Annotated in this window: 25 protein-coding genes; 13 read left to right on the plus strand and 12 right to left on the minus strand. The window is 69.1% G+C overall.

From position 1 onward, the window contains the following. Nucleotides 1-51 precede the first annotated feature (51 nt). Complete coding sequence (locus I5803_RS19815; protein ID WP_231402473.1) at nucleotides 52-1,083, minus strand: LacI family DNA-binding transcriptional regulator; 1,032 nt, start codon at nucleotides 1,081-1,083, stop codon at nucleotides 52-54. Nucleotides 1,084-1,218: 135 nt separating this feature from the next. Between I5803_RS19815 and I5803_RS19820 the strand changes: the two genes are divergently transcribed. Further along, complete coding sequence (locus tag I5803_RS19820) at nucleotides 1,219-1,461, plus strand: hypothetical protein (RefSeq protein WP_196988035.1); 243 nt, start codon at nucleotides 1,219-1,221, stop codon at nucleotides 1,459-1,461. A 15-nt stretch (nucleotides 1,462-1,476) separates the two neighbouring features. Here I5803_RS19820 and I5803_RS19825 read toward each other — a convergent pair whose 3' ends face one another. Further along, entirely contained in the window at nucleotides 1,477-2,406 is a 930-nt protein-coding gene (locus I5803_RS19825; RefSeq protein WP_196988036.1) for a dihydrodipicolinate synthase family protein, read from the minus strand. A gap of 13 nt (nucleotides 2,407-2,419) precedes the next feature. Further along, nucleotides 2,420-3,388 (minus strand): tripartite tricarboxylate transporter substrate binding protein, encoded by a 969-nt coding sequence (locus I5803_RS19830; protein WP_196988037.1) that lies wholly within the window; start codon nucleotides 3,386-3,388, stop codon nucleotides 2,420-2,422. A gap of 104 nt (nucleotides 3,389-3,492) precedes the next feature. Between I5803_RS19830 and I5803_RS19835 the strand changes: the two genes are divergently transcribed. Then, nucleotides 3,493-4,095, plus strand: coding sequence for a 3-keto-disaccharide hydrolase (locus tag I5803_RS19835; RefSeq protein ID WP_196988038.1), 603 nt, complete (start codon nucleotides 3,493-3,495; stop codon nucleotides 4,093-4,095). A gap of 8 nt (nucleotides 4,096-4,103) precedes the next feature. Here I5803_RS19835 and I5803_RS19840 read toward each other — a convergent pair whose 3' ends face one another. Next, nucleotides 4,104-4,511 (minus strand): hypothetical protein, encoded by a 408-nt coding sequence (locus I5803_RS19840; RefSeq protein ID WP_196988039.1) that lies wholly within the window; start codon nucleotides 4,509-4,511, stop codon nucleotides 4,104-4,106. Nucleotides 4,512-4,707: 196 nt separating this feature from the next. Between I5803_RS19840 and I5803_RS19845 the strand changes: the two genes are divergently transcribed. From I5803_RS19845 to I5803_RS19855, 3 genes are read left to right on the plus strand one after another with little or no spacing between them, the layout of a single operon-like run. Further along, nucleotides 4,708-5,136 carry a YciI family protein gene (locus I5803_RS19845; protein ID WP_196988040.1) on the plus strand — a complete coding sequence of 143 codons (429 nt, stop codon included), beginning with the start codon at nucleotides 4,708-4,710 and terminating at the stop codon, nucleotides 5,134-5,136. A 22-nt stretch (nucleotides 5,137-5,158) separates the two neighbouring features. Then, nucleotides 5,159-5,803, plus strand: coding sequence for a dihydrofolate reductase family protein (locus I5803_RS19850; RefSeq protein ID WP_196988041.1), 645 nt, complete (start codon nucleotides 5,159-5,161; stop codon nucleotides 5,801-5,803). Between the two features lie 13 nt (nucleotides 5,804-5,816). Beyond that, nucleotides 5,817-6,095, plus strand: coding sequence for a KTSC domain-containing protein (locus I5803_RS19855; RefSeq protein WP_196988042.1), 279 nt, complete (start codon nucleotides 5,817-5,819; stop codon nucleotides 6,093-6,095). On the opposite strand, the gene I5803_RS19860 is transcribed toward I5803_RS19855, so the two are convergent. Both I5803_RS19860 and I5803_RS19865 read right to left on the minus strand, forming a co-directional pair. Continuing rightward, nucleotides 6,092-6,754 (minus strand): NAD(P)H-binding protein, encoded by a 663-nt coding sequence (locus I5803_RS19860; protein ID WP_196988043.1) that lies wholly within the window; start codon nucleotides 6,752-6,754, stop codon nucleotides 6,092-6,094. The two genes, I5803_RS19855 and I5803_RS19860, sit on opposite strands and share 4 nt — an antisense overlap. Before the next feature lie 26 nt (nucleotides 6,755-6,780). Continuing rightward, nucleotides 6,781-8,559 carry a DEAD/DEAH box helicase gene (locus I5803_RS19865; RefSeq protein WP_196988044.1) on the minus strand — a complete coding sequence of 593 codons (1,779 nt, stop codon included), beginning with the start codon at nucleotides 8,557-8,559 and terminating at the stop codon, nucleotides 6,781-6,783. Nucleotides 8,560-8,862: 303 nt separating this feature from the next. Here I5803_RS19865 and I5803_RS19870 point away from each other — a divergent pair, with 303 nt between their 5' ends. From I5803_RS19870 to I5803_RS19880, 3 genes are all read left to right on the plus strand, one after another. Then, the gene (locus tag I5803_RS19870) at nucleotides 8,863-11,061 is read left to right on the plus strand and encodes a DUF1631 family protein (RefSeq protein WP_196988045.1); all 2,199 of its coding nucleotides are present in this window, start codon (nucleotides 8,863-8,865) and stop codon (nucleotides 11,059-11,061) included. A gap of 54 nt (nucleotides 11,062-11,115) precedes the next feature. Next, nucleotides 11,116-12,777: an energy-dependent translational throttle protein EttA gene (gene ettA / locus I5803_RS19875; protein WP_196988046.1), complete on the plus strand. Its 1,662-nt coding sequence runs from the start codon at nucleotides 11,116-11,118 to the stop codon at nucleotides 12,775-12,777. A gap of 124 nt (nucleotides 12,778-12,901) precedes the next feature. Then, a complete protein-coding gene (locus I5803_RS19880) occupies nucleotides 12,902-15,055 on the plus strand; it encodes a DUF1631 family protein (RefSeq protein ID WP_354001692.1) in 2,154 nt (717 codons plus the stop codon). Here the strand turns inward: I5803_RS19880 and I5803_RS19885 are convergent, their stop codons facing one another. Then, on the minus strand, nucleotides 15,056-16,066 hold the full coding sequence (locus I5803_RS19885; protein WP_231402474.1) for a P1 family peptidase: 1,011 nt from the start codon (nucleotides 16,064-16,066) through the stop codon (nucleotides 15,056-15,058). A 146-nt stretch (nucleotides 16,067-16,212) separates the two neighbouring features. On the opposite strand from I5803_RS19885, the gene I5803_RS19890 reads away from it, so the two are divergent. Then, nucleotides 16,213-16,470 (plus strand): hypothetical protein, encoded by a 258-nt coding sequence (locus tag I5803_RS19890; protein ID WP_196988048.1) that lies wholly within the window; start codon nucleotides 16,213-16,215, stop codon nucleotides 16,468-16,470. 70 nt (nucleotides 16,471-16,540) lie between these two features. Next, nucleotides 16,541-17,632 carry a DMT family transporter gene (locus I5803_RS19895; RefSeq protein WP_435520865.1) on the plus strand — a complete coding sequence of 364 codons (1,092 nt, stop codon included), beginning with the start codon at nucleotides 16,541-16,543 and terminating at the stop codon, nucleotides 17,630-17,632. A gap of 12 nt (nucleotides 17,633-17,644) precedes the next feature. On the opposite strand, the gene I5803_RS19900 is transcribed toward I5803_RS19895, so the two are convergent. Next, nucleotides 17,645-18,616, minus strand: coding sequence for a glycerophosphodiester phosphodiesterase (locus tag I5803_RS19900; protein ID WP_196988049.1), 972 nt, complete (start codon nucleotides 18,614-18,616; stop codon nucleotides 17,645-17,647). Between the two features lie 97 nt (nucleotides 18,617-18,713). Between I5803_RS19900 and I5803_RS19905 the strand changes: the two genes are divergently transcribed. The 3 genes from I5803_RS19905 to I5803_RS19915 are packed head-to-tail and all read left to right on the plus strand — an operon-like array spanning nucleotide 18,714 to nucleotide 20,208. Continuing rightward, nucleotides 18,714-19,208 (plus strand): GFA family protein, encoded by a 495-nt coding sequence (locus I5803_RS19905; RefSeq protein WP_196988050.1) that lies wholly within the window; start codon nucleotides 18,714-18,716, stop codon nucleotides 19,206-19,208. Nucleotides 19,209-19,222: 14 nt separating this feature from the next. After that, the gene (locus I5803_RS19910) at nucleotides 19,223-19,855 is read left to right on the plus strand and encodes a glutathione S-transferase family protein (RefSeq protein WP_231402475.1); all 633 of its coding nucleotides are present in this window, start codon (nucleotides 19,223-19,225) and stop codon (nucleotides 19,853-19,855) included. A gap of 2 nt (nucleotides 19,856-19,857) precedes the next feature. Next, on the plus strand, nucleotides 19,858-20,208 hold the full coding sequence (locus tag I5803_RS19915) for a DOPA 4,5-dioxygenase family protein (protein WP_196988633.1): 351 nt from the start codon (nucleotides 19,858-19,860) through the stop codon (nucleotides 20,206-20,208). Here I5803_RS19915 and I5803_RS19920 read toward each other — a convergent pair. The 4 genes from I5803_RS19920 to I5803_RS19935 are packed head-to-tail and all read right to left on the minus strand — an operon-like array spanning nucleotide 20,195 to nucleotide 24,395. After that, complete coding sequence (locus tag I5803_RS19920) at nucleotides 20,195-22,315, minus strand: hybrid sensor histidine kinase/response regulator family protein (RefSeq protein ID WP_196988052.1); 2,121 nt, start codon at nucleotides 22,313-22,315, stop codon at nucleotides 20,195-20,197. The genes I5803_RS19915 and I5803_RS19920 overlap by 14 nt on opposite strands. A gap of 35 nt (nucleotides 22,316-22,350) precedes the next feature. Further along, nucleotides 22,351-23,088 (minus strand): amino acid ABC transporter ATP-binding protein, encoded by a 738-nt coding sequence (locus I5803_RS19925; protein WP_196988053.1) that lies wholly within the window; start codon nucleotides 23,086-23,088, stop codon nucleotides 22,351-22,353. Then, a complete protein-coding gene (locus tag I5803_RS19930) occupies nucleotides 23,072-23,725 on the minus strand; it encodes an amino acid ABC transporter permease (protein ID WP_196988054.1) in 654 nt (217 codons plus the stop codon). Before I5803_RS19930 ends, I5803_RS19925 begins: the two co-directional genes overlap by 17 nt. A gap of 7 nt (nucleotides 23,726-23,732) precedes the next feature. Beyond that, on the minus strand, nucleotides 23,733-24,395 hold the full coding sequence (locus I5803_RS19935; protein ID WP_196988055.1) for an amino acid ABC transporter permease: 663 nt from the start codon (nucleotides 24,393-24,395) through the stop codon (nucleotides 23,733-23,735). Between the last annotated feature and the right edge of the window lie 6 nt (nucleotides 24,396-24,401).

Consider the following 24,401-nt stretch of genomic DNA (forward strand, 5'->3'; position numbering starts at 1 on the left):
GACAACCTGTATTCTAGAAACGGCCGGTAGCGGCTTCATCCGGGTTTTTACCTAGGAGGCCGTGCGCATCGACGAACGGCGCGCCACGAGTTGCCCGTTGAGCAGGATCTGGCGGGGCGGCACGTCCAGCCCATCCATGCGCTCGAGCAAGCAGGCCGTGGCGAGGCGTCCTAGCGCGTCCGTCGGCTGCGCGACCGTGGTGAGGCCGGGGCCGACCAGGGGCGCCCACTCCGTCTCGTCGATGCCCGCGAAGCCAAGGTCGCGCCCGAATTCCCAGCCCAGCGCGGCCACCGCATGCGCGACGCGCAACGTCGTGACAGAGTTGCTGGCCAGCACGGCCAGCCGCCGCCCGCGTCCCTTGTGTTCGGTGAGCGCGGCGACGAGCGCATCGGGCTTGTCGGGCGTGGACTCGAAGACGTGGGCCTTCATCCCGGCACGTCCGTTCGCGAGCGCGCGGAAGGCGGCTGCGCGCTCGCGGCGCGAGCTCACGCCCGCCACCGGCTCGGTGACGTACAGCAAGTCGCGCCAGCCGGATTCGAGCAGGTGCGCGGCCGCCATCTGCACCGCGCCCGCGTTGTCGAGGGAGACGAAGTCCGCCTGCATGCCCGGGTGGCGCCGGTCCACCAGCACCACGGGCCGGCCGCTGCGCGCGGCGGCCGACACCGCGGCTTCGTCGCGGCCCATGGTGTTGAGGATGAGGCCCGCCACCTGGTAGGACGCGAGCGCCTCGATCGCGTCGCGCTCGCGCACGCCGCCGTCGCCGAGGTTGGAGAGCATCAGCAGGTAGCCCGCTTCCTTGCACGCTTTCTCGGCGCCGCGCAGGACGGCGACGGAGAACGGGTTGGTGACGTCCGCGACGACAAGCCCGATGAGCCGCGAGTGGCCGCGGCTGAGCGCCTGCGCCATCGGGCTGGGCGAGTAGCCGAGCGCTTTCACCGCCGACTCCACGCGGCTCGCGATGTCGGGCGTGAGCAGCTCGTCGCGGCGATTGAGGAAGCGCGACACCGTGGACTTCGAGACGCCCGCGCGTGCGGCGACGTCGGCGATCGTGGCGCGCGTGGCGGATGAGGAAGAAGGCGGCATGGATGCTGAAACCAGTTTCAGCGAATCGTACAGCCAGCGCGCTGCCATGTGAACGCGCGGTAAAACCCGCTACCGGCCGCTGCCGATGTGACCGGACGCACTGCCGCCTCGCGTCCGCGCCATCAGACTGCCTGCATGGACACACAAGAACGCACCGCCGCCCCCGCCGCCACCGTGGACTCCAAGCTGGCGAAGTGGTCGAGCCTGTTCGAGCAGCTGCAGGCCGCGCGCAAGCGCGTGAAGGACGCGCTCGCGGGGGGCGCCGGCGAAGTCCCGGGCGAATTGAGCGATGAGGTGCTTCGGCTCAAGCGCCTGTCCGGCGCGGCGCTGGACGAGGTGACCGAGGAATACCGGCGGCAGAAGGAGTCTGTCGGTTGACGAGGCGCGGCCAGGCTACCTCGCCCAGCGCAGCACCATCGCATCCAGCCGCTTCGCGGTCTCGACGAGCAACGACCGGCTGTACGGGTTGATCGCGGGGAACGGATGCCGCGGCGCTTCGCATGCGATCACGCCGCCTTCCTTCATCAGCGACTTCGCGGCGAGCGGGCCGCACTGGCGGTTCTCGATGTTGATGAGCGGCAGCCAGCGCTCGTAAGCCGCGATGGCGTCGTCCCGGCGCCCCTCGCGGTAGGCATCGAGGATCGGCCGTATCCCGTCGGGGAACCCGCCGCCGGTCATCGCGCCCGTGGCGCCGGCGTCCAGGTCGGGCAGGAGCGTGATCGCTTCCTCGCCGTCCCACGGTCCTTCGATCGCGTCGCCGCCCAGGCGCAGCAGCTCGCGCAGCTTCGCGGCGGCGCCCGCGGTCTCGATCTTGAAGTAGGCGACGTGCTCGATATCCTGCGCCATCCGCGCGAGGAAGGCGGCGGACATCGGCGTGCCCGCCGCGGGCGCGTCCTGGATCATGATGGGAATGTCCACCGCATCGGAGAGCCGCGCGTAGAACTCGTGGATCTGCGTCTCGTTCACGCGGAAGGTCGCGCCGTGATAGGGCGGCATCACCATGAGCATTGCCGCGCCCATCGCCTGCGCGCGGCGCGAGCGCTCGGCGCAGACCTTGGTGCTGAAGTGCGTGGTGGTCACGATGACGGGCACGCGGCCGTTCACGTGTTCGAGGATCGCGCGCGTGAGCACCTCGCGCTCGTCGTCGGCCAGCAGGAACTGCTCGGAGAAGTTCGCGAGGATGCACAGGCCGTCGGAGCCCGCGTCGATCATGAAGTCGACGCAGCGCTTCTGGCTCGCGAGGTCCAGCTCGCCGCTCTCGGTGAACGTGGTGGGGACCACCGGGAAGAGCCCCCGGTAGCGCGCGGGTCGGTGTGTGCTCATTCGATCCTGGCGCCTATTCGGCGACGATGTTCTGCTGTTTCGCGAGCTTCTTCCAGCGTTCGACATCGCCGGCGACCACGGCGCCGAATTGCGCCGCGGTCATCGGGCGTGCCTCCGCGCCTTCGCGCAGGAACTGCTCGCGGATCGCGGGCTTGGCGAGGATCTGGTTGATCGCGGCGTTGAGCTTCTCGATCACCGGCGCGGGCGTGCCCGCCGGTGCGAGCATGCCCCACCAGAGCGCGAACTCGTAGTTCGGCACCGCGGTGGAAAAGGGGATGAGCTCCGGCGCGATCGCGCTGGGCTTGAGGCTCGTGATGCCGATGGCGCGCACGCGGCCGGCCCGCACCATGGGCAGCAGGCTCGGGCCGCTGGCCATCAGCACCTGCGTCTGGCCGCTGATGAGGTCCGTGACGGCCGGGCCCATGCCGCGATAGGGGATGTGCGTGATGAAGAGGTTGCCCGCCTGCGCCTTGAGCAGTTCGGTGCCGAACTGGTTGACGCTGCCGGTGCCGGACGACGCGTAGTTGTACGCGCCGGGTTTCGCGCGGATCGCCGCGATGAGGTCCTTCGGGGTCTTCGCGGGGAATTCGTTGTTCACGGCGACGATGAAGGGGCCGTCCGCGAACATCGCGACGGGTGCGAGGTTCTTCACCGGGTCGAAAGGCATCTTCGGCTGGATCGCCGCGTTGGTCGTCATGCTCGACGACACCGCGACCAGTGTGTAGCCGTCAGCGGGCGCGCGCACCACGCCCAGCGTGCCGGTGGTGCCGCTCGCGCCGGGCCGGTTGTCCACGATGACGGGCTGCTTGAGGAGCTCACCCATCTCCCTGGCGATGCTGCGCGCGAACACGTCGTTGGAGCCGCCGGGCGGATACGGCACGACGATGGTGATGGGCTTGGAGGGGTAGGCGTCCTGCGCGAACGCACCCGCGGTGGCGAGGAGGGCGGCGGCGAGGAGGGGGAGGGTGTGGCGCAACTTCATGGTTCATTCTTCCACAGTCCCCGCGCGGGTGGGACTCCCGATCATCCCGCTTGACGCAGCCGGGGCGCCTCGCTTCAATGGGCGACCACTACCAGGAGCGAGACATGATGACCTTCAAGAGCGCGGCCGCCATCGCGGTGGGCGTCGCGGCCCTCGCGGGATGCGCGTCGATGCAGTCGATGGCGGGCTGGGAGACGCTGATCGACGGCGCACAGGGCATGCAGAACTTCACGAACATGGGAGGCGCCAACTGGCGCGCGGAGGGCGATGCGATCGTCGCGGACAAGCGCCCCGGCAACGAACCCACCTACTACCTCGCGACGAACAAGTCGTACAAGGACTTCCAGGTCCGCGCCGAATTCTGGGTGAGCGAGGACGCCAACAGCGGGCTGTACCTGCGCTGCTCGGAAGTGCGCCCCATGACGGACCGCACCTGCCACGAGGCCAACATCTTCGACAAGCGCCCCGACCCCAGCTTCGCGACGGGCGCGATCGTATGGCTCGTCAAGGCGCCGGTGCCGGTGCCCAGGACCGGGGGTCAGTGGAACGTCATGGAGGTCACGGCCAAGGGGACGCACATGACCGTGACGCTCAATGGCGTGAAGACCGCCGAGACGAACGAGGCGCGCGACAACGCCGGGGTGATCGGCCTGCAGTACGCCGGCGGCGTGGTGAAGTTCCGCAAGCTCCAGGTCAGGTCGATCTGAGCGCGCCTTTAGTTGCAGCGCACCCGCACCCAGTATTGCGGCGTCACTTCCGGCGGGCTGTTCACGTTGTACACGCGGGCGGAGATCCGTGTCGCCGCGTAGACCTTGCCGTGGTGGCGCGCGAGGTTGCCGGGCAGGTAGCGCACCTGCGGGTTCCAGCGCGCCGCGCCGCAGCGGTCGCCGCGGTCACGGCGGTACGGGTCGTAACGGCCGGGGTAGGGCTCGCCGACGGCGATCTCGCGGTGCTGGACATAGAGCGGCTGCGGCGCCAGCTGCACCACCGGGGGTGGCGGCGCATAGTTGGACGAGCCCGGGGCGAAGTACACCGTGGTGCCCGCGCTGGCAGCCGCCGTGGCGCCGATGGACGCGAGGGCCAGCACGGCCGCGAGGAGTTTGGATTGGACAGAGCGCTTCATGGAAGCTCCTTTCTTTGCAGTGCCTCCACTGTGCCCCGCCCGGGCTGAACGGCATGTGAACGGGCGTCACAATGCGCGCGTAGGACAAGGGCGGAATTTCCAGCTCATCGGTTGAAGACTTGTCGAGAATGCCCGCCGTCGTTCGTCGTGAGGGCAGGAGCGCGAAGTTCCTGCAAACCAATGCAAGGAGATGGACATGAAATTCATGGTGATGGTCAAGGCCACGAAAGACAGCGAGGCGGGCGTGATGCCCACGGAGCAGGATTTCGCGGCGATGGGGAAATTCAACGAAGAGCTGGTGAAGGCCGGCGTGATGCTGTCCGGGGAAGGCCTGAAACCCAGTTCGAATGGCGCGCGCGTGCGCTTTTCCGGCAAGGACCGCCAGGTGATCGACGGTCCTTTCGCGGAAACGAAGGAGCTCGTGGCGGGCTTCTGGCTGTGGGAATGCAAGTCGCTGCAGGAGGCGATCGAGTGGGTCAAGCGTTGCCCCAACCCGATGCCCGGCGACTCGGAGATCGAGATCCGTCCGCTGTACGGCGCGGAGGATTTCGGTGAGGCCCTCACGCCGGAGCTGCGCGAACAGGAAGAGCGGCTGCGCAAGCAGGTCGAAGCGCAGAAGCGCTGAGCGAATCGACAAGAAGGATGCGATGAAAGTCAAAGTACTCTGCTTCAGCCTTTCCCTCGACGGGTTCGGCGCGGGGCCGGACCAGGACCTGCAGAACCCGCTGGGTGTCGGCGGGCCCGAGATCTTCCAGTGGGTCTTTCCCACGCGCTCGTTCCAGCGCATGCACGGTGGCAAGGAGGACGGCGAGACTGGCATCGACAACCAGATGTCCGAACGCGGCTTCGAGAACATCGGCGCATGGATCCTCGGGCGCAACATGTTCGGCCCCGTGCGCGGCCCGTGGCCGGACGACAGCTGGAAGGGCTGGTGGGGCGACAACCCGCCCTACCACGTGCCGACCTTCGTCCTCACGCATCATGCGCGGCCGGTGCTGAAGATGGAAGGCGGGACGGAGTTCCGCTTCGTCACCGACGGCATCGAGAGCGCCCTGGAGCAGGCGAGGGCCGCGGCCGGCGGCAAGGACGTGCGCATCGGCGGCGGCGTGTCGACGGTGCGGCAGTACCTGCAGGCGCGGCTCGTCGATGAATTGCACTACGCGGTGCGGCCCGTGCTGCTCGGGCGCGGCGAGGCGATGTGGGCCGGCCTCGACCTGCGCGCGCTCGGCTACGAAGTCGCCGAGGAGATCCGCGGCGAGCGCGCCACGCACGTCATCGTGCGGCGCAAGTAGGGGAGCGTCCATCATGCCGACGAAGACCTTCACGAGCGGCCGCATCCGCAAGGCGGACTACGACCCTTCTTCGCGGCAGCTCGACCTGCATTGGGACAACAAGTCGGTGCTGGCGTACAAGCACGTGCCGGAGGAAGTGTTCCGCCGGCTATGCAGCGCGCCGAACCCCGCGACCTACTGGGAGGACCGGATCGCGGAGGAATATCCCAAGGGCCGGCCGATGACGTCGAACGCCGATCCGGATGCGGCGAAGAAATTCGGGGACCTGTTCGGCAAGGACGACTCCGCCTAGCTCGCCTTGCGCAGCTCCGACGACATCATCACGCGCTTGCCGTGGGCCACTGGCACTGCCTTCAGCAGCGCATTCGCCACCGACTTCGCAGGGATCGATTTGTAGTTGTCCGGGATCAGCGGCGCGAGCACGCGGCTGACGTTCATCGCAAGTTTCTCGCCGCCTCGCAGCGGTTGCCCCAGTGCTTCGCGGTCGCCCGCGAGGAAGGACGGCCTCGCGATGACCAGGCCTTCGAAACCGAGGGCAGTCAGCGCATCCTCCATCTCGCCCTTCACGCGGTTGTAGAAGATCGGCGAGCCCTTGTCGGCGCCCATCGCGCTCACGACACCCAGGCGCTTCGCGCCCGCGGCCTTCGCCGCCTTCGCCACCGCGAGCACCGCGTCGAAATCGACCGCGCGGAAAGCCGCCTGGCTGCCCGCGACCTTGATCGTGGTGCCCAGTGCGACGAAGGCCTCGCCGACGCTCGGGAGCGCGGGCAAGGCCTGGTTGAAATCGACCCGGTGCTGGGTCAGCTTGGGATGCGCCACCGGCAGTTCCCGGCGGCCCAGCGAATGGACCGCCGCGACGCTGTCATCGGCGAGCAAGCCGTCGAGGATCGAGCGGCCGACGAGGCCGGAAGCCCCGGCGATCAGTACGGTGCGGGAGGAGGGCGCGTCCATGGTGGACGCATCCTACCTCCGATGCTTCAGCGTGCGAAGCGGGACGGCGCGCGCTGGCCGTTGCCGCCGCCGCCACCGCGATTGCGGTTGCCGCCGCCGCCACGGCGCCCGGCGCCCATGCTGTCGATGCTGGTGCGCGTCGGGTCGGGCTGGCCGCCCACGTTCACGCGCTGCACGCCGGTCATGTCGCGGCGGCCGGGCATGTTGGTGCGCAGCGGATCGATGTTGCGCGGCATGCGGTCCTCGTCGCGGTCATCCGAATCGCGGAACTGCACGGGCTGCGGTTGCTGCGGCTGCGTGTTGCGCGGCGGGCGGGCCTGCTGCGGCGGGCGCTGGCCATTGCCATTGCCGTTCGCGCGCTGGCCTTGCGGCTGCGCGCCGTTGCGCGAGCCGTTGCCGCCACCCCCGTTGCGTGCGCCGGCGTTGCGGCCGGCACCGTTGCCGGCGGCGCCATCGCGGTTGCCGCCACCATTGCCATTGCGCGCGCCACCGTTGCGTCCACCGCCACCGCCATCGGCGGCCTTGTTGTCGCGGATGCGCTGCATCATTTCCTGGCGCGCGGCCTTGGCGGCTGCGGCCATCACGTCGCGGCCCGGCGGCTTGCCGGCGCCGCCCCAGATCGTCTGGCGGCCCATGGCGATGGGCTCGGCGCGCTCGCCGGGTTCGGGCGCGAAGCCCTCGATCAGACGGCTTTCGATCTTCTGCTTGGTGAAGCGCTCGATCTCCTGCATAAAGCCCTCTTCGTCCAGGCAGACGAAGCTCACGGCGGCGCCTTCGGCACCCGCGCGGCCGGTGCGGCCGATGCGGTGCACGTAGTCTTCCGGCACGTTGGGGATTTCGTAGTTGACGACGTGCGGCAGGTCGTCGATGTCGATGCCGCGCGCGGCGATGTCGGTGGCCACGAGCGCGCGGATCTCGCCGCTCTTGAAGCCGCCCAGCGCCTGGGTGCGGGCCGACTGGCTCTTGTTGCCGTGCAGCGCCATCGCCTGGATGCCGTTCTTGGTCAGGAATTCGGCGACGTTGTTCGCGCCGAACTTGGTGCGCGTGAACACCAGCACCTGGCTCCAGTTGTGCTCGTTGATGATGTGGGCGAGCATCTGCTTCTTCTTGCCGCGGCCGACCGGGTGCTGCGTCTGCGTGATGCGCTGCACGGTCGTGTTGCGCGGCGTCACCTGGATGCTCTGCGGGTTCTTCAGGAGGTTGTTCGCGAGTTCGCGGATCTCGTCGCTGAAGGTGGCGGAGAAGAGCAGGCTCTGCTTTTCCTTGGGCACGAGGGCGAGGATTTTCTTGACGTCGGGCAGGAAGCCCATGTCCAGCATGCGGTCGGCCTCGTCGAGCACGAGCATCTCGACGGTGGACAGGTCCAGGAAGCCCTGCTGCTGCAGGTCGAGCAGGCGGCCGGGGGTGGCCACGAGGATGTCGACACCGGCCTTGAGCTTGCTGATCTGCGGGTTCATGCCGACGCCGCCGAAGATCACCGTGGAGGTGAGCTTGAGGTACTTGCCGTACGTGCGGATGGATTCCTCCACCTGCGCGGCGAGTTCGCGCGTGGGCGTGAGCACCAAGGCGGCGATGCCGTCCTTGCCGAACTTGTTGGTCCTGCTGCTGCCCGCCGCGAGCTTGTGCAGCATGGGCAGCGTGAAGGCCGCCGTCTTGCCGGTGCCGGTCTGGGCGCCGCCCAGAAGGTCGTGGCCTTCGAGCACGGCGGGAATCGCCTGGGCCTGGATCGGGGTGGGGGTTTCGTAGCCTTGCTCGTGCACGGCCTTCAAGATGGCGGGAGCCAGCTTCAAATCATCAAAAGTCATTTAAAAGTGCGCCATCCGTGGCGCTTGGGAATCGGCCTGTACGGTGCGGGTGCACCGAGCCAGTCAAAGGCAGATGGGGTTCCGGGAGGTGGGAGGCGGCGGGCCCTGGGTCGGGTCGCCTTGTCCCCAGCGAATCGCTGAGATCGCGGGCAACTGGAGTCCGCGACAGGGTCATTGTCTCACGGATCGGTGCCCGGCGTTGCCGGGCTGTCTCATTTGTCGCGCCAGCGCCCCGTGGCGGGGGGAAAAGGCTGGCGTTGCCCGACCGTGCGGACACATAATTTGGTTCGCTTCCCGAAACCTATGGCCACTTTGCTCAAGCTCCGACTGGGGGTCTCCGACGACCCCACCGCTTTCCAGCCGTCGCTCAACGACTGCCTGGAGGCGATGCTTCAGCAGTCCGACCTGCTCGTGACCGAAATGCTCAACGGGCTGGTGGCCGCCACCGCGCCCAACAGTACGCGGCGCATCGCCGGCTTTCAGCAGCCCGGCACCAAGCTGGCCATCCAGGAGATGTCGAAGAACCTGAAGGCCGTGTCCGGGTCCTTCCGCGCGGAGCTCACCAGGCTCGTGTACGAGGGCGGCGGCAAGGAGACCGTTCACGCCGAGGCCCTGCGCTTCGAAGACCTGCGCCTGTTCGAAGCCTCCGAGCTCGACCAGAGCATCGAGGTCGCGCGGGCCCAGCAGGAGGTGACGCTCGCCGTGGACGACGTGCTGCCGACGCTCGACGCCCTGGTGAGCACCCTGCTGGGCTGGCGCACGATCCAGCCGGGCCTCAACCCCGTCCGCCCCGATGTCTTCGTCCGCGCGCTGCAGGCGACCCTGTCCGAGCACGTCCCCGATGCGCAGGTGCGCGAACAGCTCATCGCGCCGTCGGCCGGCCTGCTCGGCGCGAACCTGCGCCGGCTCTACAAGGAACTCGCCGACTGGCTCGCCTCCACGGGCGTCGAGCCCGCCGTGCCCATCGGCGGCCGCGTGGTGAAGGGAGGGCTCGCCAGCGGCAAGCCGGTCGCCGATTCCATGGCCAAGACGCTGCTCACGCTGGACCGCCTGCGCAAGCTGCTTCACGGCGACTTCGACGCGAACACCGCGCCGCGCGACTTCCTGCACACCATGCCGGCGTCGATGTCGCTGCTGCAGGAAATGAAGCAGGTCGATGCGCTGGTCCAGAAGCTCGAGAGCCGTCCCAAGGCGCCGCCGCCGGCCGAGCCGGTCGATCTGCTCAAGGAGGCGGAGAAACCCCCCGGCGAGTCCGCGCCCCGCCTGGGCACGCAGCTCGGCGGCGAAGTGGTGCGCCTCATGTTCGACAACCTGGCCGTAGACAAGCGCCTGCTGCCGGAATTCAAGGTCCAGCTCAAGGCCCTCGAGCCGGGCATCCTCCGGCTCGCCGAACAGGACTCGCGCTTCTTCAGCGACCGCACGCACCCCGCGCGCCAGTTCCTGGACCGGATCACGCAGCGCAGCCTCGCCTTCTCCGACGAGAAGGACCCCGGGTGGCGCCGGTTCCTCGCGACCGTGCAGGATTCGGTCCAGTGGATGGGCAGCAAGGTGGTGGACGCGGACACCTTCGGGGAGCTGCTGGACAACCTGCAGGACAAGTGGTCGGAGCACGACGTCGTGCTCAAGGCCCGCCGGGAGGAAGCCGCGCGCGCGCTGCTGCACGCCGAGCAGCGCAACCTCCTTGCGCAAAAGCTCGCGGCCGAATTCGTGGCCCAGGTCGAGAACCTGGACGTCGCCGACTTCGTGCTCGACTTCCTCAAGAATTCCTGGGCGCAGGTGGTGGCGGAGGCCCAGCTCAGCTGTGCGGACGGCTCCGACGATCCCTACGGTTACCGCGCGATGGTCGACGACCTGGTCTGGAGCGTGCAGAAGAGCACGGCCACGCGCGGGCGCGCCAAGCGCCTGGTGCAGATGATCCCGGGCCTGCTCTCCAAGCTGCGCGAGGGCCTGGACCGGATCGAGTACCCGCCGGAGCTCACCGCGCGGTTTTTCAACAACCTCATCACGATCCACCGCGCGGCGGTGCACGAGGGCCGGGACGCGATCAGCCAGGCGGCGGCCGAGGCGGTCGAGGCGCAGGAGTCCGAATTCAGCGACGAGGACGCGGCGCAGGCCGAGCTCTGGCTCGACAAGCAGGAAGCCGTCGATTCCGGCTACCTCGACGGCGATGCGCTCACCCCGGAGCATGTGGCCAGCCCCGAGGCGATGATGGAAGAGCCGAGCGGGCCCGCCCGCGCGACGGACCTCAAGACGGGCACCTGGGTCGAACTGATGGTCAAGAACCAGTGGCTGCGCGCCCAGCTCACCTGGGCCAGCCCGCACGCCACCCTCTTCATGTTCACCTCGCAGGCAGGTACCGCGCATTCCATGTCGCGCCGCACGCTGGACAAGCTGCGGGCCGCCGGCCACATCAAGGTCGTGGCGGAACGCAACGTGGTGGACGAGGCCCTCGACCAGGTCGCAAAGACCGCGCTGAAGAACAGCCTCGACGCCAAGGGCTAGCCGGGTCCGCGATAATGGAGGGTTGCATCCGACTTCCTCCACATAAAGCTCCAAATGGCCCAGTACGTCTTCACCATGAACCGCGTCGGCAAGATCGTGCCGCCGAAGCGGCAGATCCTCAAGGACATCTCGCTGTCCTTCTTCCCCGGCGCCAAGATCGGCATGCTGGGCCTGAACGGCTCGGGCAAGTCCACCCTCCTGAAGATCATGGCGGGCGTCGACAAGGAATACGAAGGCGAAGCTACGCCGATGCCGGGCCTGAACATCGGCTACCTGCCGCAGGAACCCAAGCTCAACCCCGAGCACACCGTGCGCGAAAGTGTGGAAGAGGCGATGGGCGAAGTCTTCGCCGCCAAGGCCAAGCTCGAGGAGGTTTATGCCGCCTACGCGGAGCCCGACGCCGATTTCGACGCGCTCGCCGCGGAGCAGGCGCGCCTCGAAGCCATCATCGCGACCGCGGGCACCGATTCGGAGCACCAGCTGGAAATCGCGGCCGACGCGCTGCGCCTGCCGCCCTGGGACGCGAAGATCGGCGTGCTGTCCGGCGGTGAAAAGCGCCGCGTCGCGCTGTGCCGCCTGCTGCTGTCCAAACCCGACATGCTGCTGCTCGACGAGCCCACCAACCACCTGGACGCCGAATCGGTGGAATGGCTGGAGGTGTTCCTCACGCGCTTCTCGGGCACCGTGGTGGCCATCACCCACGACCGCTACTTCCTGGACAACGCCGCCGAATGGATCCTCGAGCTGGACCGCGGCAACGGCATCCCCTGGAAGGGCAACTACAGCACCTGGCTCGAGCAGAAGGGCGACCGCCTTGCGCAGGAGCAAAAGAGCGAGGAAGCCCACGCCAAGGCCCTGAAGAAGGAACTGGAGTGGTCGCGCCAGAACCCGAAGGCGCGCCAGGCGAAGAGCAAGTCGCGCCTCGCGCGCTTCGAGGAGCTGTCGGACATCGAATACCAGAAGCGCAACGAGACGCAGGAGATCTTCATCCCCGTCGCCGAGCGCCTGGGCCAGCAGGTGATCGAGTTCCACAACGTCACCAAGTCCTTCGGCGACCGCGTGCTGATCGACAACCTGAGCTTCACGGTGCCCCCGGGCGCCATCGTCGGCATCATCGGCCCCAACGGCGCCGGCAAGTCGACGCTGTTCAAGCTGATCGCGGGCAAGGAAAAGCCGGATTCGGGCGAAGTCGTCATCGGCTCCACCGTGCAGATGGCCTTCGTCGACCAGCACCGCGACGAACTCGCCAACCAGAAGACCGTCTGGGAAGACATCTCGGGCGGCCTCGACATCCTCAACGTCGGCAAGTTCCAGATGGCCAGCCGCGCGTACGCAGGCCGGTTCAACTTCAACGGCGGCGACCAGCAAAAGCGCGTCGGCACGCTGTCGGGCGGCGAGCGCGGCCGCCTGCACCTGGCCAAGACGCTGATCGCGGGCGGCAACGTGCTGCTGCTCGACGAGCCGTCCAACGACCTCGACGTGGAAACCCTGCGCGCGCTGGAAGACGCCCTGCTGGAATTCGCGGGCAGCGTGATGGTGATCAGCCACGACCGCTGGTTCCTGGACCGGATCGCCACGCACATCCTCGCGGCGGAAGGCGATTCGCAGTGGACCTTCTTCGACGGCAATTACCAGGAATACGAGGCGGACAAGAAAAAGCGCCTCGGCGAAGAGGGTGCCAAACCCCACCGCATGCGCTATAAAGCACTGAAATAGGCCCACCCCCGAAGCGCCTTCGGCGCCTCCCCCTCAGGGGGCGCCACCAGCGGCCCGGCAAAGCCGGTTCCGCGGTGGCCCACGAAGGGTGGCCATCAGGGCTCATTGGCACGGAAGGGAGCTTGTGGCGGGCGGGCAGAACAACTACCAGGCTTTGTACCGCGCTTGCATGAAGGAAGCAGCGGCGCAGGGGCGCTCGCTCATTCAGCGCCTCGTGCGCCGCGCCGTCTACGAGATGCCCCGGCGCGCCGCCATGCAGGCCGGCGAGGCGCAAAGGAAGTTCCTCCTCGACGCCACGCGCACCCTCGCCAAGCACGAAGGCAGCCTGTGCGAGGCCTATCCGCAGGCGCTGCTCGCGGAATTCGCGCTGGCCATCTCCGGCGACGCACGCAGGTCCGGCGCCATGAGCTTCGATTCGCTCGAACTCATGGGCGACGAGCAGATGCAGGAGAACGTCGACCTGCTGCGGCTCCAGCAGGTGGTGCTCGCGAAAGTCGAGGCCGACCTCGCGGAACTCAACGCCCTCGTCTGCGCCGTGCAGGGGCTGCGCACCGTGCAGGCCGAGCGCAACCCGCTGCGCCCCGAGGCCTACGTGCGCAGCCTGCGCACCGTCACCCTGCAAAGTCCCGTGCCGCCCGCGATGCGCAACTGCTGGATGCTGCACCTGGGCGAGGCGATGGCGCCCGAGCTCGCGGCGGTCTACCGGGACCTGGGCGCGATGCTGCGCGCCCAGGGCGTGACGCCGGCCGGTTTCGTGGTAACGCCTTCGCCGCCGGTGCCGGCCGCGCGCGACGCGAGCGCGCCGAGCGACCGGCTGAATGTCCGGGAGCTGCGCAGCCTGCTCGCCGGCGAGTTCGACGAGCCGGCGCCCGTACGCGCCCCGGTCGCAGCGGCGCACGTCGAATACTCGCCGACCATGCCCGCCGCCTTCGAGGCGCTGCAGGAGATGAAGCAGGTCGACAAGGTGATGCGCCGCATGCAGCAGCGCGGCTCGCCCGACGACCCGCGCGCGGCCGCGCAGGCGCTGGGCCAGGAGGTCGTCAACCTGATGGTGGAGAACATCGCCGGCGACGCGCGCCTCCTCGCCCCCGTGCAGCAGGCGGTGCGCGAGCTGCTGCCCGCGCTGCAGCGGCTCGTGCTGGTCGATCCGCGGTTCTTCAGCGACCGCAAGCATCCGGCGCGGCGGCTGCTCGACACGATGACGCAGCGCAGCCTCGCGTGGCAAGCCGCGGAAGAGCCCGGCTTCCAGGCTTTCATCGATCCATTGCGCCAGGCCGTGGAGGCGCTGCGCATCACGCGCACGGAGGGCGCGGAGCCCTTCGCTTTCGCCCTGGAGTCGCTCGAGGAGGCGTGGGGCGCCGAACAGGAGCGCGACCAGCGCTTTCGCGAACGGGCCGTGCGCGCCTTGCTGCGCGCGGAGCAGCGCAACCTGCTGGCCGAGAAGATCGCGCGCGAGATGCGCGCGCGGCTGGACGTGCCCGCCGCCCCGCGCGAAATCTCGGCGTTCATCACCGGGCCGTGGTCGCAGGTGATGGCGCAGGCGCGCCTGGCGGACGACACCGGCGCGCCCGACCCGGGCGGCTTCGCGGCGCTCGTGCCCGACCTCCTGTGGAGCGTGCAGCCGCGCCTGGCCGCGTCCAGCGTCCCGCGCCTCGCCCGGCTCGTGCCGCAGCTCGTCGAGAAGATCGGTCGCGGCCTCGCCCTGATCGACAACCCGCCGGCCTCGACGCAACGTTTCCTCGCGTACCTCGCGGCCACGCATGACCACGCGATGCAGTCGGCGCAGCAGCCGGAGCGTCCCGTCGCGCTCTCGACCAGCATGACGCGCGAGGAACTCGAGTCGATGATGGGCGGCGACGACGACACCGGCCCCGGCACGTGGCTGGGCGCGACGGAGGCGGAGCACTCCGGCTTCATGCCGACCCACCAGTCGCTCGCGCCCAGGCCGCTGTTCAAGGAGACGCAACCCGGGTTCACCGACACGCGCCCGCGCGACCTGCCCACCTTGCCGTCGTCGGCGCTGCAGCCGGGCACCTGGGTCGAGATGCTGATGGGCGGCGGCTGGGCGCGCTTCCAGGTCACCTGGGCGAGCCCGCACGGCACGCTCTACATGTTCGGCAACGGGGCGGGGCGCTCGCACTCGATGACGCGGCGGCTGATCGACAGGATGCTGCAGGGCGGGACGCTGCGGATGGTGTCGGGCCAGGCGGTCGTCGATCGCGCGCTGGACGCGGTGGCGCAGGCGGCTTTGCGCAATAGCCTGGATATCAGGTTGTAGTCAGCCGCGGTCCAGGTCGCGCGCCCCGGGCAAGTGCAGGTTGCCGGCAGTGATGCCCTGCGCGGCGCGGACCGCGCGCACCACCGCCATTGCCACAACCTCCGCGGCCATCGTGCCGAGCAGCATCATCCCGGGGTTCCTGCCGCTGCGGCCCGTCGCGAGCGCGAAGAGGGCGTCGCCATCGGACATCGTGTGCACCGGGTTGATGCTGCGCGCGAGTCCGTCGTGGCCCACGGTGGCGAGGCGCGAGGCTTGCACCTTGGTGAGCACCGCATCGGTCGCGATCACGCCGATGGTGGTGTTCGTGCCCTTTAGGAGCGGCTTGGGCGCTTCGCCGCGCAGCAGGGCCCGCCGCGTGTCCGCGAGCGCGCTGCCGTCCGCGGTGCGCGCACCCGCGATGGGCCGCGCGGTGTCCGGGTCGATCACGTCGCCGAGCGCATTGCACGCGATCAGCGCGCCGACGGTGACGCCGTCCACCGTGACCGACGCGGTGCCGATGCCGCCTTTCATGGCGCGGCCGATGCCGAAGATCTTGCCCACGGCAGCGCCCGCACCCGCCCCGACGTTGCCTTCGGCCGGCGCCCGCGACGACGCCGACGCGCACGCGGCGTAGCCGGCCTGCGCGTCGGGGCGGATGGAGGAGTCGCCGACCATCAGGTCGAAGAGCACGGCGCCGGGCACGATCGGCAGGAGCGCGGGGCCGACGGGCATGCCGACCTTCTGCTCTTCCAGCCAGCGCACCACACCGTCGGCCGCCGCGAGGCCCCATGCGCTGCCGCCCGAGAGCAGGATGCCGTGGACGCGCTCGACGAGGTTGGTGGGAGACAGCAGGTCCGTCTCGCGCGTGCCGGGCGCGGCGCCCCGCACATCGACGCCCGCCACGGCGCCCTCGCGCGCGATGACGACGCTGCAGCCCGTGGGCCGGCGCGTGTCCGTGAAGTGGCCGACTTCGATGCCCGGGACATCGGTGATCGCGCCCGCCGCGCCGCGCATGGATGAGGTGGAAGACATGCGAAGCGATTATCCATCCCGCCGCAGGACGGCTCCTACACGACACGCGGCGCTTTGGCCGACAGCCCCGGAACGCCGAGCTTCCTAGACTGGGGTAGCGCTGGCATCGGCCGGCGATTGTTTAGCCAACGCAAAGAGGAACCACCATGAACGAAACCATCGACAGCGGACTCACGACGAACAACTCCAACGGCCTGAACGGGAACGTGGTCAACCGCGTGGCGCAGAAGGCCCACGAGACCGTGGACAAGCTCGAGCAGACCGTGTCCGCCGGCAGCGACCGCGTCCTGTCCATGCAGGAAGAGTACGGCAAGTACGCGCGCGAGCAGATCAAGGCGAATCCCCTGAGCACCGTCGCCGGCGCCTTCGCGCTGGGCCTGCTGCTCGGCAAGATCCTGCGCTGAACCCCGGCGCACGCGCACGGCGCCTGCCGTGCGGCGCGCTTCCCCCCATCGGCACGGGTAGCATCTGCGCATGCCGATGAACCCCATGCCCCGCGGTGCCTGGGCCGGCCTGGCCGCGGCGCTGCTCTTCGGCGCGAGCACCCCGCTCGCCAAGCTGCTGCTCGCACAGTCCGGTCCCTGGCTACTGGCGGCGCTCCTCTACCTCGGCTCCGGCCTCGGCCTCGCCATCGTGCGGCGCCTGCGCGGCGCGCCGCGTGCCGTGCTGCCTGCGGGGCAATGGCGCTGGCTTGCCGGCGCCGTGCTGTGCGGTGGCGTGATCGGCCCCGTCCTGTTGATGCGCGGTCTCGCCGGCATGCAGGCCTCGTCCGCATCGCTCCTCCTCAACGCCGAATCCGTTTTCACCGCGCTGCTCGCCTGGTTCGTCTTCCGCGAAAACTTCGACCGCCGCATCGCGCTCGGCATGCTGGCGATCGTCGCGGGCGGCGTCCTGCTCGCCTGGCCGGGCCGGCTCGACTGGTCGGGCTGGCACCCCGCGCTGTACGTGGTGGGCGCCTGTCTCGCCTGGGGCATCGACAACAACCTCACGCGCAAGGTCTCGCTCGGCGACGCCACCTGGATCGCGATGGTCAAGGGCCTCGTCGCGGGCGCAACGAACCTGGCGCTCGCGCTGGCGCTGGGGGCGACATGGCCCGCGTGGCCGGTGGTGTCGGGCGCCGCGCTGCTCGGCTTCGCGAGCTACGGGGCGAGCCTCGCGCTCTTCGTCGTGGCGCTGCGCGAACTCGGCGCGGCGCGCACGGGCGCGTACTTCTCGGTGGCGCCGTTCTTCGGCGCGGTGCTGTCGGTGCTGCTGCTCGGCGAACCGCTCACGGCCACGCTCGGCGCTGCCGGCCTGCTGATGGCGGCCGGCGTCGCGCTGCACCTCACCGAACGGCATGAGCATCGCCACGCGCACGTGGCGATGCAGCACACGCACGAGCACGTGCACGGCGCCGGCGACACGCATCACGATCACGTCCACGAGCCGCCCGTCGCGCCGGGGACGCGCCATGCCCACGCCCACCGGCATGAGCCGCTCGTGCATACCCATGCGCACTTCCCCGACGCGCATCACAGGCACACGCATTCCCACGCCCGCGAGACGCAACACGATCACGCGGGCTGAGCCCGCGCCGACTCAGTTCTTCGCGAGCGGTTTCGGCAGCGCGATGCCGCGCGCCTGCAGGACGGTGCGCACGCGATCGGGGTAGTCGCTGATCAGCCCGTCCACGCCCCAGCCCACGATGCGGTCGATGTCGGCGGGGTTGTTCACCGTCCACGGCACCACCTGCAGGCCTAGGCCCTGCGCTTCCTTCACCAGCGATTCGGTCACCGCGCCGCCGTTGGGCGACCACACCGCGCAGCCGGCGGCCTTGGCCATCTTCGGCGCGCTGCCGAGGTCGGCGATCTTCAGGCCGGCCGTCCAGTCGCCGTCGCGCGTGTTGTCGTTGTTGCTGGTCTGGATGGTGAGGCAGACGGTGGGAATGGACGGCTCGAGCTGGCGCGCGACCTTGAGCGATCGCCAGTCGAAGCTCTGGATCGTCACGCGCTGCGTCATGCCCGCATCCTTGATGACCTTGAGCAGCGCGCGGGTCATCGCCTCGGGCGTGACGGTGTCGCCGGGCCGCGCGGGATCGAGCTTGGTCTCGATGTTGAAGCGCACCTCGTTCGCGCCGAGGGCCTTCACGCGGTCGAAGAGTGCCTGCAGCGTCGGCATGCGCGTGCCGTCGCGCGGCTGCTGCGTGCTGAAGGTTTTGGCGTACGGCGTGTCCGGGTTGATGCGGCCGAGCTCGTAGGCCTGGATCTGCGCGTAGGTCAGCTGGCGGATGAAGGGGCCCTTGTCGCCGGGCAGCCACTGGCCCTTCGCATCGCGCGTGATCTGCGGGTTGAGGTAGGGGTCATGGGAGATCACGACGACATCGTCGGCGGTGACGCCGACGTCGAGCTCGAGCGTGGTGACGCCGATCTCGAGCGCGCGTTCGAAGGCGGGCAGCGTGTTCTCGGGCGCGTTGCCGCGCGTGCCGCGATGGCCCTGCAGGTCGAAGGCGAAGCCGAAGGCGGGGAGGGCGACCGCGAGGCTCGCGCAAAGGAGGGTTCTGGACAACTTCATCGCGGCATTTTGCCGCACGCACACGGCCGCGTCACCGCGGATTTGCCCGCGCGTTCCGCGCGCCCTACACTGCCGGGCAAGGACGAATGCATCGACGATGACGCACGACGATTACCCCCTGGAAGGCGGCTGCGACTGCGGCGCCGTGCGCTACCGGATGCTGACGCGTCCGCTCTTCGTGCATTGCTGCCATTGCCGCTGGTGCCAGCGCGAAAGCGGAGCGTCGTTCGCACTGAACGCGATGATCGAATCGGACCGCGTCGAGGTGCTGCGAGAAGCGCCGCGGCTCGTGGACACGCCATCGGCGAGCGGCAAGGGCCAGCAGGTCGCGCGCTGCCCGCATTGCCAGGTCGCCGTGTGGAGCCACTATGCGGGCGCGGGCGCCGCGGTGGCCTTCGTGCGTGTCGGCACGCTCGACCGGCCGGAGCTGCTGCCGCCCGACATCCACATCTTCACGTCCACGCGGCAGCCCTGGGTGGTGCTGCCGCCGGGCACGCCGGCGGTGGCCGAATACTACGAGCGCAACGCCTACTGGCCCGCAGAAAGCCTCGCGCGGCGCGAAGCCTTGCGGCGCGGCCCGCCAAAGACATGACACCGGGAGAAAACATGTACACCTTGTATGGATCGCGCGGGTCGGGCTCGGCCGCGGCGGAGATGGGACTCCACGCGGCGGGCCTGCCGTACCGCGTGGTGCGCGCCTCGCGGTGGGAAGCCGACTCGGCGCAGGAGGAGTTGCGCAAGGTCAACCCGCTGCTGCAGATCCCCACGCTCGTGCTGCCCGACGGCGCCGTGATGACCGAGAGCGCGGCGATCCTCATGCACCTCGGGCTGGACGCCGCGCCGGCGAGTGCCCTGCTGCCGAAGGACCCGCGGTCGCGCGCCCAGTCGCTGCGGGGCCTCGTGTACATCCCGGCCAACTGCTACAGCGGCATCACCATCCTCGACTACCCCGGGCGCTTCACCACGGCGACCGACGAGCCCTCGCTCGAAGCCATCCGGCAGGGCACGCGCGCGCAGATGCACAGGAACTGGGAGGTGTTCGCGGACACCTTTCCCGCCACGCCCTTCCTCGCGGGCGACGCGCCCGGCGCGCTCGATTTCCTGGCGGTGGTGGTGTCGAAGTGGGGCGGCACGCGCCAGCACCTGCAGGTACACCGGCCCCGCTTCACGGAACTGCTGGCGCGTATCCAGGCGCATCCCGCCGTGGCGCCCGTCTACTCGCAACACTGGGATTCGTGAGCATGCCGCGCCGCCCCGTCAATGTGCATCCGGCGTATCACGCGCATGTCTACTTCGACGCGCCGACCGTGGAGCAGGCGCGAGCGCTCGTGAGCGACGCGTGGCACAAGTTCTACGTGTCCGCGGGCCGGCTGCACCAGAAGGAGGTCGGCCCGCATCCGCGATGGAGTTGCCAGATCGGCTTCGACGCCGCGGAGTTCGACAAGGTCATCCCCTGGCTCGAGGCGAACCGCAATGGCCTGGACATCCTCGTGCACGGGGACACCGGCGACGACCTGAAGGACCACACCGATTACGCCTACTGGCTGGGCCAGGAGTGGCCCCTGAAGCTGGAGATCTTCAGGCGGGCCTGACGCCGGGCGCGGACACGCGCGCGATGGCGGCGCTGAGCACGTCGGCGGAGCAGGGCTTGGGCAGCACTTCGAATCCCATCTTCTCGATGGCGTCCAGCTGCTCCGCGTAGCCCGTCATGAGCAGCACCGGCAGGTTCGGGTGGGTGTCGCGCAGGTGGCGCGCGAGGGCGAGCCCGTTCATCTCCCCCGGCATCACGACGTCGGTGAGCACGAGGTCCGGCAATGCCGTGCGTGCAGCGAGCCATTCCAGTGCGCCGGCCGCCCGGTCCACGCGGGTCACCGAGCAGCCGAGCGCTTCCAGCAGGGGAATGAGGCCCATCGCGACGTCGTTGTTGTCCTCGACGAGCAGCACCGACTTGTCCAGGTTGCGGTCCACCGCCTGCGCCGACGCGGGCTGCGCCGCGGACTCGCCATCGGCGGCGGGGAAATACAGGCTCACGGTCGTGCCTTGCCCCACGACGCTGCGGATCGTCGCGGCGCCGCCCGCGCGCTGGCACAGGCCGTACACCTGGCTCAGGCCCAGGCCCGTGCCGTGGCCGACCGGCTTGGTGGTGTAGAAGGGCTCGAACACCTTGCCGAGCGTGGCCTCGTCGATGCCCGAGCCGGTGTCGGTGGCCTCGATCAGCACGGCCTCGCCTGCGATGGTGCCGGGCATGTCCGGACGCGCATTGCGCGCGGAAATGGTGAAGGAGCCGCCGCCGGGCATCGCGTCGCGCGCGTTGATGCCGAGGTTCAGCAAGGCGAGATCGAGTTCCGCGAGGTCGATGGTGATGGGGCGCGTGTCGGGCGCGACGTCGATCCCGAGGCGGATCTGGCTGCCGAGCACCGGCGCGATCAGCTCCTTGATCTCGGGCAGGCGGTCCTGCAGGCGCACCTGTTCGGGCACGAGCACCTGGCGGCGCGAAAAGGCGAGCAGCTGCCGCGTGAGTTTCGTCGCCGAATCCACGGCGCGGCCGATGGAGTCGAGCTGGCGGCCCCCCGCGTCGCTCACGTGGCGGCGCAGGAGGAAGGCGTTGTTGCTGATCACCATCAACGCGTTGTTGAAGTCGTGCGCGACGCCGCCCGTCAGGCGGCCGAGCGCTTCGAGCTTCTGCGCCTGCCGCAGGGCTTCCTCGGCGCGCATCCGTGTGTGGGTCTCGCGCTCGAGCTCGTCGGCGGACTCCAGCGATTCGCGCGTGCGCCGCAGGGCGAAGCGCGAGGTGAAGAACAGCGCGGCGAAGGGCGGGACCCCGAGCGCGAAAAGCACGGCAAGGTCCTTCGCGATGTCCGCCCGCATGGCGGAGATGTTCATGCCGGTGCCCACGTAGAGCGGATAGTCCCCGATCTTGCGGTAGGCGATCAGGCGGTCCTGGCCATCCGTGCTCGACACGCCGCGCAGCTGCGCCGTCGGCACGCCTTGCGCCACCTTGGCGAGCACGGGGCTGGACGCGCCCATGCGTTCGGGCTGGTTGGGCAGGCGCGGCCAGCGGGTGTAGATCTCGCCGCTCTCGCGAAACAGGTTGACGGCGAGCCCGGGTTCGTCGGCCACGAGGTCGGCATAGAAGTCCTCGAAGTACTTCGTGAGCAGGCTGAGGTTGATCACGCCCGCGAACTTGCCGTCCGGCCCGTCGAAGCGGACGCTGAGGTCCATGATCCGCTCGCGGGTCGTCCGGGTCAGGAAGGGCGCGGAAACATAGCGGCCCCCGGTGCCGGCACGGTGCGCCTGGAAGTAGGGCCGGTCGGTGAAGTCGAGCTCGGGGGGCGCCTGGGGAAACCGGCTTGTCGCGATCGGGTGGCCGTCCGCGCCGATGATCCAGATCGACTGGATCTGCGGCTGGCCCCTGATGCGCTCCGCGAGCAGGGCGTGCAACCGGGGTTGCGCCTGCCGCAGCTCAGCCATGGACTTGCCCTGCAGCTGGTCCAGGAGGCGGTCCTGCATCGCTTCGGCGCTCGCGACCACCTTGCTCGCGTGCTCGTGCGCCACCCGCAGCGAGCGGTTGACCCGCTGCTCGGGCACGTCGCTGGCCTCCCAGAAGCGGTAGGCACCGAAAATGAGGTAGATGAACACCGGCACGGCGATGCTCAGGGCGCCCAGCAGTTTCAGGGACCGCAAGGGGTCAGGTTTCATTGCGCGCGATCATAGCCCGCGCGGGGCATGCGCGCTCAGTCGTGCAGCGAGGACAGGAATTGCTTGAGCTCCGGCGTCTCCGGCGCGCCGAACAGCGCCTGCGGCGTGCCCATCTCGTGCACGCGGCCCTGGTGCATGAAGATCACGCGGTCGCTCACCTTGCGCGCGAAGCTCATCTCGTGCGTCACCATGAGGAGGGTCATGCCTTCCTCGGCCAGGCTCTCCACCACGCGCAGCACTTCGCCGACGAGCTCCGGGTCGAGCGCGCTCGTGATCTCGTCGCACAGCAGCACGGCGGGTTCCATCGCGAGTGCGCGCGCGATCGCCACGCGCTGCTGCTGCCCGCCGGAGAGCTGCTCGGGCATCGCGTCGAACTTCTCGGCGAGGCCCACGCGATCGAGCAGTTTCTTCGCGAGCTGCACGGCTTCCTCGGCGTTTTTCTTCTTCACGAGGGTGGGCGCCAGCATGATGTTGCGGCCCACCGAGAGGTGCGGGAAGAGGTTGAAGCTCTGGAAGATCATGCCCACGCGCTGGCGCAGCTCGCGCATGGCGCCGGGGCTGTCGTGCAGCAGCGGCTTGCCGTCGACCGTCAGCGCGCCGTCCTGGAAGGTCTCCAGCCCGTTGATGCAGCGCAGCAGCGTGCTCTTGCCCGAACCGCTCTTGCCGATGATGGCGATGACCTCGCCGCTTTCGACCTTCAGGTCGATGCCCTTCAGGACTTCGTTCGTGCCGAAGGACTTGCGCAGGGCGGTGATTTCAACGACGGGACGCATTGATTTTTCCCTCGAGGATCTTGGCGTAGAAGCTGATGGGGTAGCACAGCGCGAAGTACAGCAGCGCGACGCAGCTGTACACGACGAAGGGCTTGAAGGTCGCATTGGTGATCATGGTGCCGGCCTTCGTGAGCTCCACGAAGCCGATGACGGACGCGAGCGCCGTGCCCTTGATCACCTGCACGAGGAAGCCGACCGTCGGCGGGATGGCGATGCGCGAGGCTTGCGGCAGCACCACGTGACGCAGTTGCTCGCCGAAGTTCAGCGCGAGGCTCTGCGCGGCTTCCCACTGGCCCCTCGGGATGGAGGCGACGCATCCGCGCCAGATCTCGGTGAGGAAGGCGCTGGTGTAGAGCGTGAGCGCGAGCGCCGCGGCGACCCAGGGCGAGGTGTTGATGCCGAAGAGCGCGATGCCGAAGTAGGCGAGAAAGAGTTGCATCAGCAGCGGCGTGCCCTGGAACAGCTGCACGTAGCCGCCGACGAAGCGATGCGCCCAGACGGAGGGCGTCAGGCGCAGGACGAGGAGCGCGAGGCCGACGAGCCCGCCGCCGATGAAGGCGATGAGCGACAGCGCGACCGTCCAGCGGCCGGCCTGCAGCAGGTTGCGGAAGATGTCCCAGACGGTGAATTCGACCATTGCGCCCTCACCTGCCGAAGAGGAAGCGCGGGCCGAGCCAGTTCAGCAGCTTGCGCACGCCGATGGCCAGCAGGAGGTAGATGCCCGTCGCGATCAGGAAGGCTTCGAACGCGCGGAAGTTGCGGCTCTGGATCAGGTTGGCCGCGTAGCTCAGTTCCTCGGTGGAGATCTGCCCGCAGACAGCCGAGCCGAGCATCACGATGATGATCTGGCTCACGAGCGCCGGCCACACCTTGCGCAGCGCGGGCGGCAGCACCACGCGCATGAAGACCTGCGCATGCGTCATCGCCAGGCTCTGGGCCGCCTCGATCTGTCCGCGCGGTGTCGCCTCGATGCCGGCGCGAATGATCTCTGCCGCGTACGCGCCGAGGTTGACCACCATCGCGATGATCGATGCGACCTCGGGCGACAGCTTCACGCCCATGGCGGGCAGGCCGAAGAACACGAAGAACAGCTGCACGATGAAGGGCGTGTTGCGGATCAACTCCACATAGGTGCCCACCACGACGCGCAGCCACGTCGCGCCGTACGTGCGTGCCCAGGCGCAGGCCACGCCCGCCGCGACGCCGACGACGGCCGACACGAAGGTCAGCCCGAGCGTCCACGCCACGCCCTTGAGCAGCATCGGCCACTGCGAGAGGACGGCGAGGAAGTCGAAGGCGACGCGCATGGCGCA

This window comes from Caenimonas aquaedulcis (assembly GCF_015831345.1).
In the GTDB taxonomy this organism is placed as follows: Bacteria; Pseudomonadota; Gammaproteobacteria; order Burkholderiales; family Burkholderiaceae_C; genus Ramlibacter; species Ramlibacter aquaedulcis.

What these genes read in the sequence shown, in the direction of transcription:
- I5803_RS19845 (WP_196988040.1), top strand. Translation starts at nt 4,708, where the DNA reads ATGAAATTCATGGTGATGGTCAAGGCCACGAAAGACAGCGAGGCGGGC.
- I5803_RS19895 (WP_435520865.1), top strand. Translation starts at nt 16,541, where the DNA reads ATGCCGATGAACCCCATGCCCCGCGGTGCCTGGGCCGGCCTGGCCGCG.
- I5803_RS19890 (WP_196988048.1), top strand. Translation starts at nt 16,213, where the DNA reads ATGAACGAAACCATCGACAGCGGACTCACGACGAACAACTCCAACGGC.
- I5803_RS19930 (WP_196988054.1), bottom strand. Translation starts at nt 23,725, where the DNA reads ATGGTCGAATTCACCGTCTGGGACATCTTCCGCAACCTGCTGCAGGCC.
- I5803_RS19870 (WP_196988045.1), top strand. Translation starts at nt 8,863, where the DNA reads ATGGCCACTTTGCTCAAGCTCCGACTGGGGGTCTCCGACGACCCCACC.
- I5803_RS19910 (WP_231402475.1), top strand. Translation starts at nt 19,223, where the DNA reads ATGTACACCTTGTATGGATCGCGCGGGTCGGGCTCGGCCGCGGCGGAG.
- I5803_RS19865 (WP_196988044.1), bottom strand. Translation starts at nt 8,559, where the DNA reads ATGACTTTTGATGATTTGAAGCTGGCTCCCGCCATCTTGAAGGCCGTG.
- I5803_RS19825 (WP_196988036.1), bottom strand. Translation starts at nt 2,406, where the DNA reads ATGAGCACACACCGACCCGCGCGCTACCGGGGGCTCTTCCCGGTGGTC.
- I5803_RS19835 (WP_196988038.1), top strand. Translation starts at nt 3,493, where the DNA reads ATGATGACCTTCAAGAGCGCGGCCGCCATCGCGGTGGGCGTCGCGGCC.
- I5803_RS19815 (WP_231402473.1), bottom strand. Translation starts at nt 1,083, where the DNA reads ATGCCGCCTTCTTCCTCATCCGCCACGCGCGCCACGATCGCCGACGTC.
- I5803_RS19905 (WP_196988050.1), top strand. Translation starts at nt 18,714, where the DNA reads ATGACGCACGACGATTACCCCCTGGAAGGCGGCTGCGACTGCGGCGCC.
- I5803_RS19920 (WP_196988052.1), bottom strand. Translation starts at nt 22,315, where the DNA reads ATGAAACCTGACCCCTTGCGGTCCCTGAAACTGCTGGGCGCCCTGAGC.
- ettA (WP_196988046.1), top strand. Translation starts at nt 11,116, where the DNA reads ATGGCCCAGTACGTCTTCACCATGAACCGCGTCGGCAAGATCGTGCCG.
- I5803_RS19925 (WP_196988053.1), bottom strand. Translation starts at nt 23,088, where the DNA reads ATGCGTCCCGTCGTTGAAATCACCGCCCTGCGCAAGTCCTTCGGCACG.
- I5803_RS19915 (WP_196988633.1), top strand. Translation starts at nt 19,858, where the DNA reads ATGCCGCGCCGCCCCGTCAATGTGCATCCGGCGTATCACGCGCATGTC.
- I5803_RS19820 (WP_196988035.1), top strand. Translation starts at nt 1,219, where the DNA reads ATGGACACACAAGAACGCACCGCCGCCCCCGCCGCCACCGTGGACTCC.
- I5803_RS19885 (WP_231402474.1), bottom strand. Translation starts at nt 16,066, where the DNA reads ATGTCTTCCACCTCATCCATGCGCGGCGCGGCGGGCGCGATCACCGAT.
- I5803_RS19900 (WP_196988049.1), bottom strand. Translation starts at nt 18,616, where the DNA reads ATGAAGTTGTCCAGAACCCTCCTTTGCGCGAGCCTCGCGGTCGCCCTC.
- I5803_RS19855 (WP_196988042.1), top strand. Translation starts at nt 5,817, where the DNA reads ATGCCGACGAAGACCTTCACGAGCGGCCGCATCCGCAAGGCGGACTAC.
- I5803_RS19860 (WP_196988043.1), bottom strand. Translation starts at nt 6,754, where the DNA reads ATGGACGCGCCCTCCTCCCGCACCGTACTGATCGCCGGGGCTTCCGGC.
- I5803_RS19935 (WP_196988055.1), bottom strand. Translation starts at nt 24,395, where the DNA reads ATGCGCGTCGCCTTCGACTTCCTCGCCGTCCTCTCGCAGTGGCCGATG.
- I5803_RS19850 (WP_196988041.1), top strand. Translation starts at nt 5,159, where the DNA reads ATGAAAGTCAAAGTACTCTGCTTCAGCCTTTCCCTCGACGGGTTCGGC.
- I5803_RS19830 (WP_196988037.1), bottom strand. Translation starts at nt 3,388, where the DNA reads ATGAAGTTGCGCCACACCCTCCCCCTCCTCGCCGCCGCCCTCCTCGCC.
- I5803_RS19840 (WP_196988039.1), bottom strand. Translation starts at nt 4,511, where the DNA reads ATGAAGCGCTCTGTCCAATCCAAACTCCTCGCGGCCGTGCTGGCCCTC.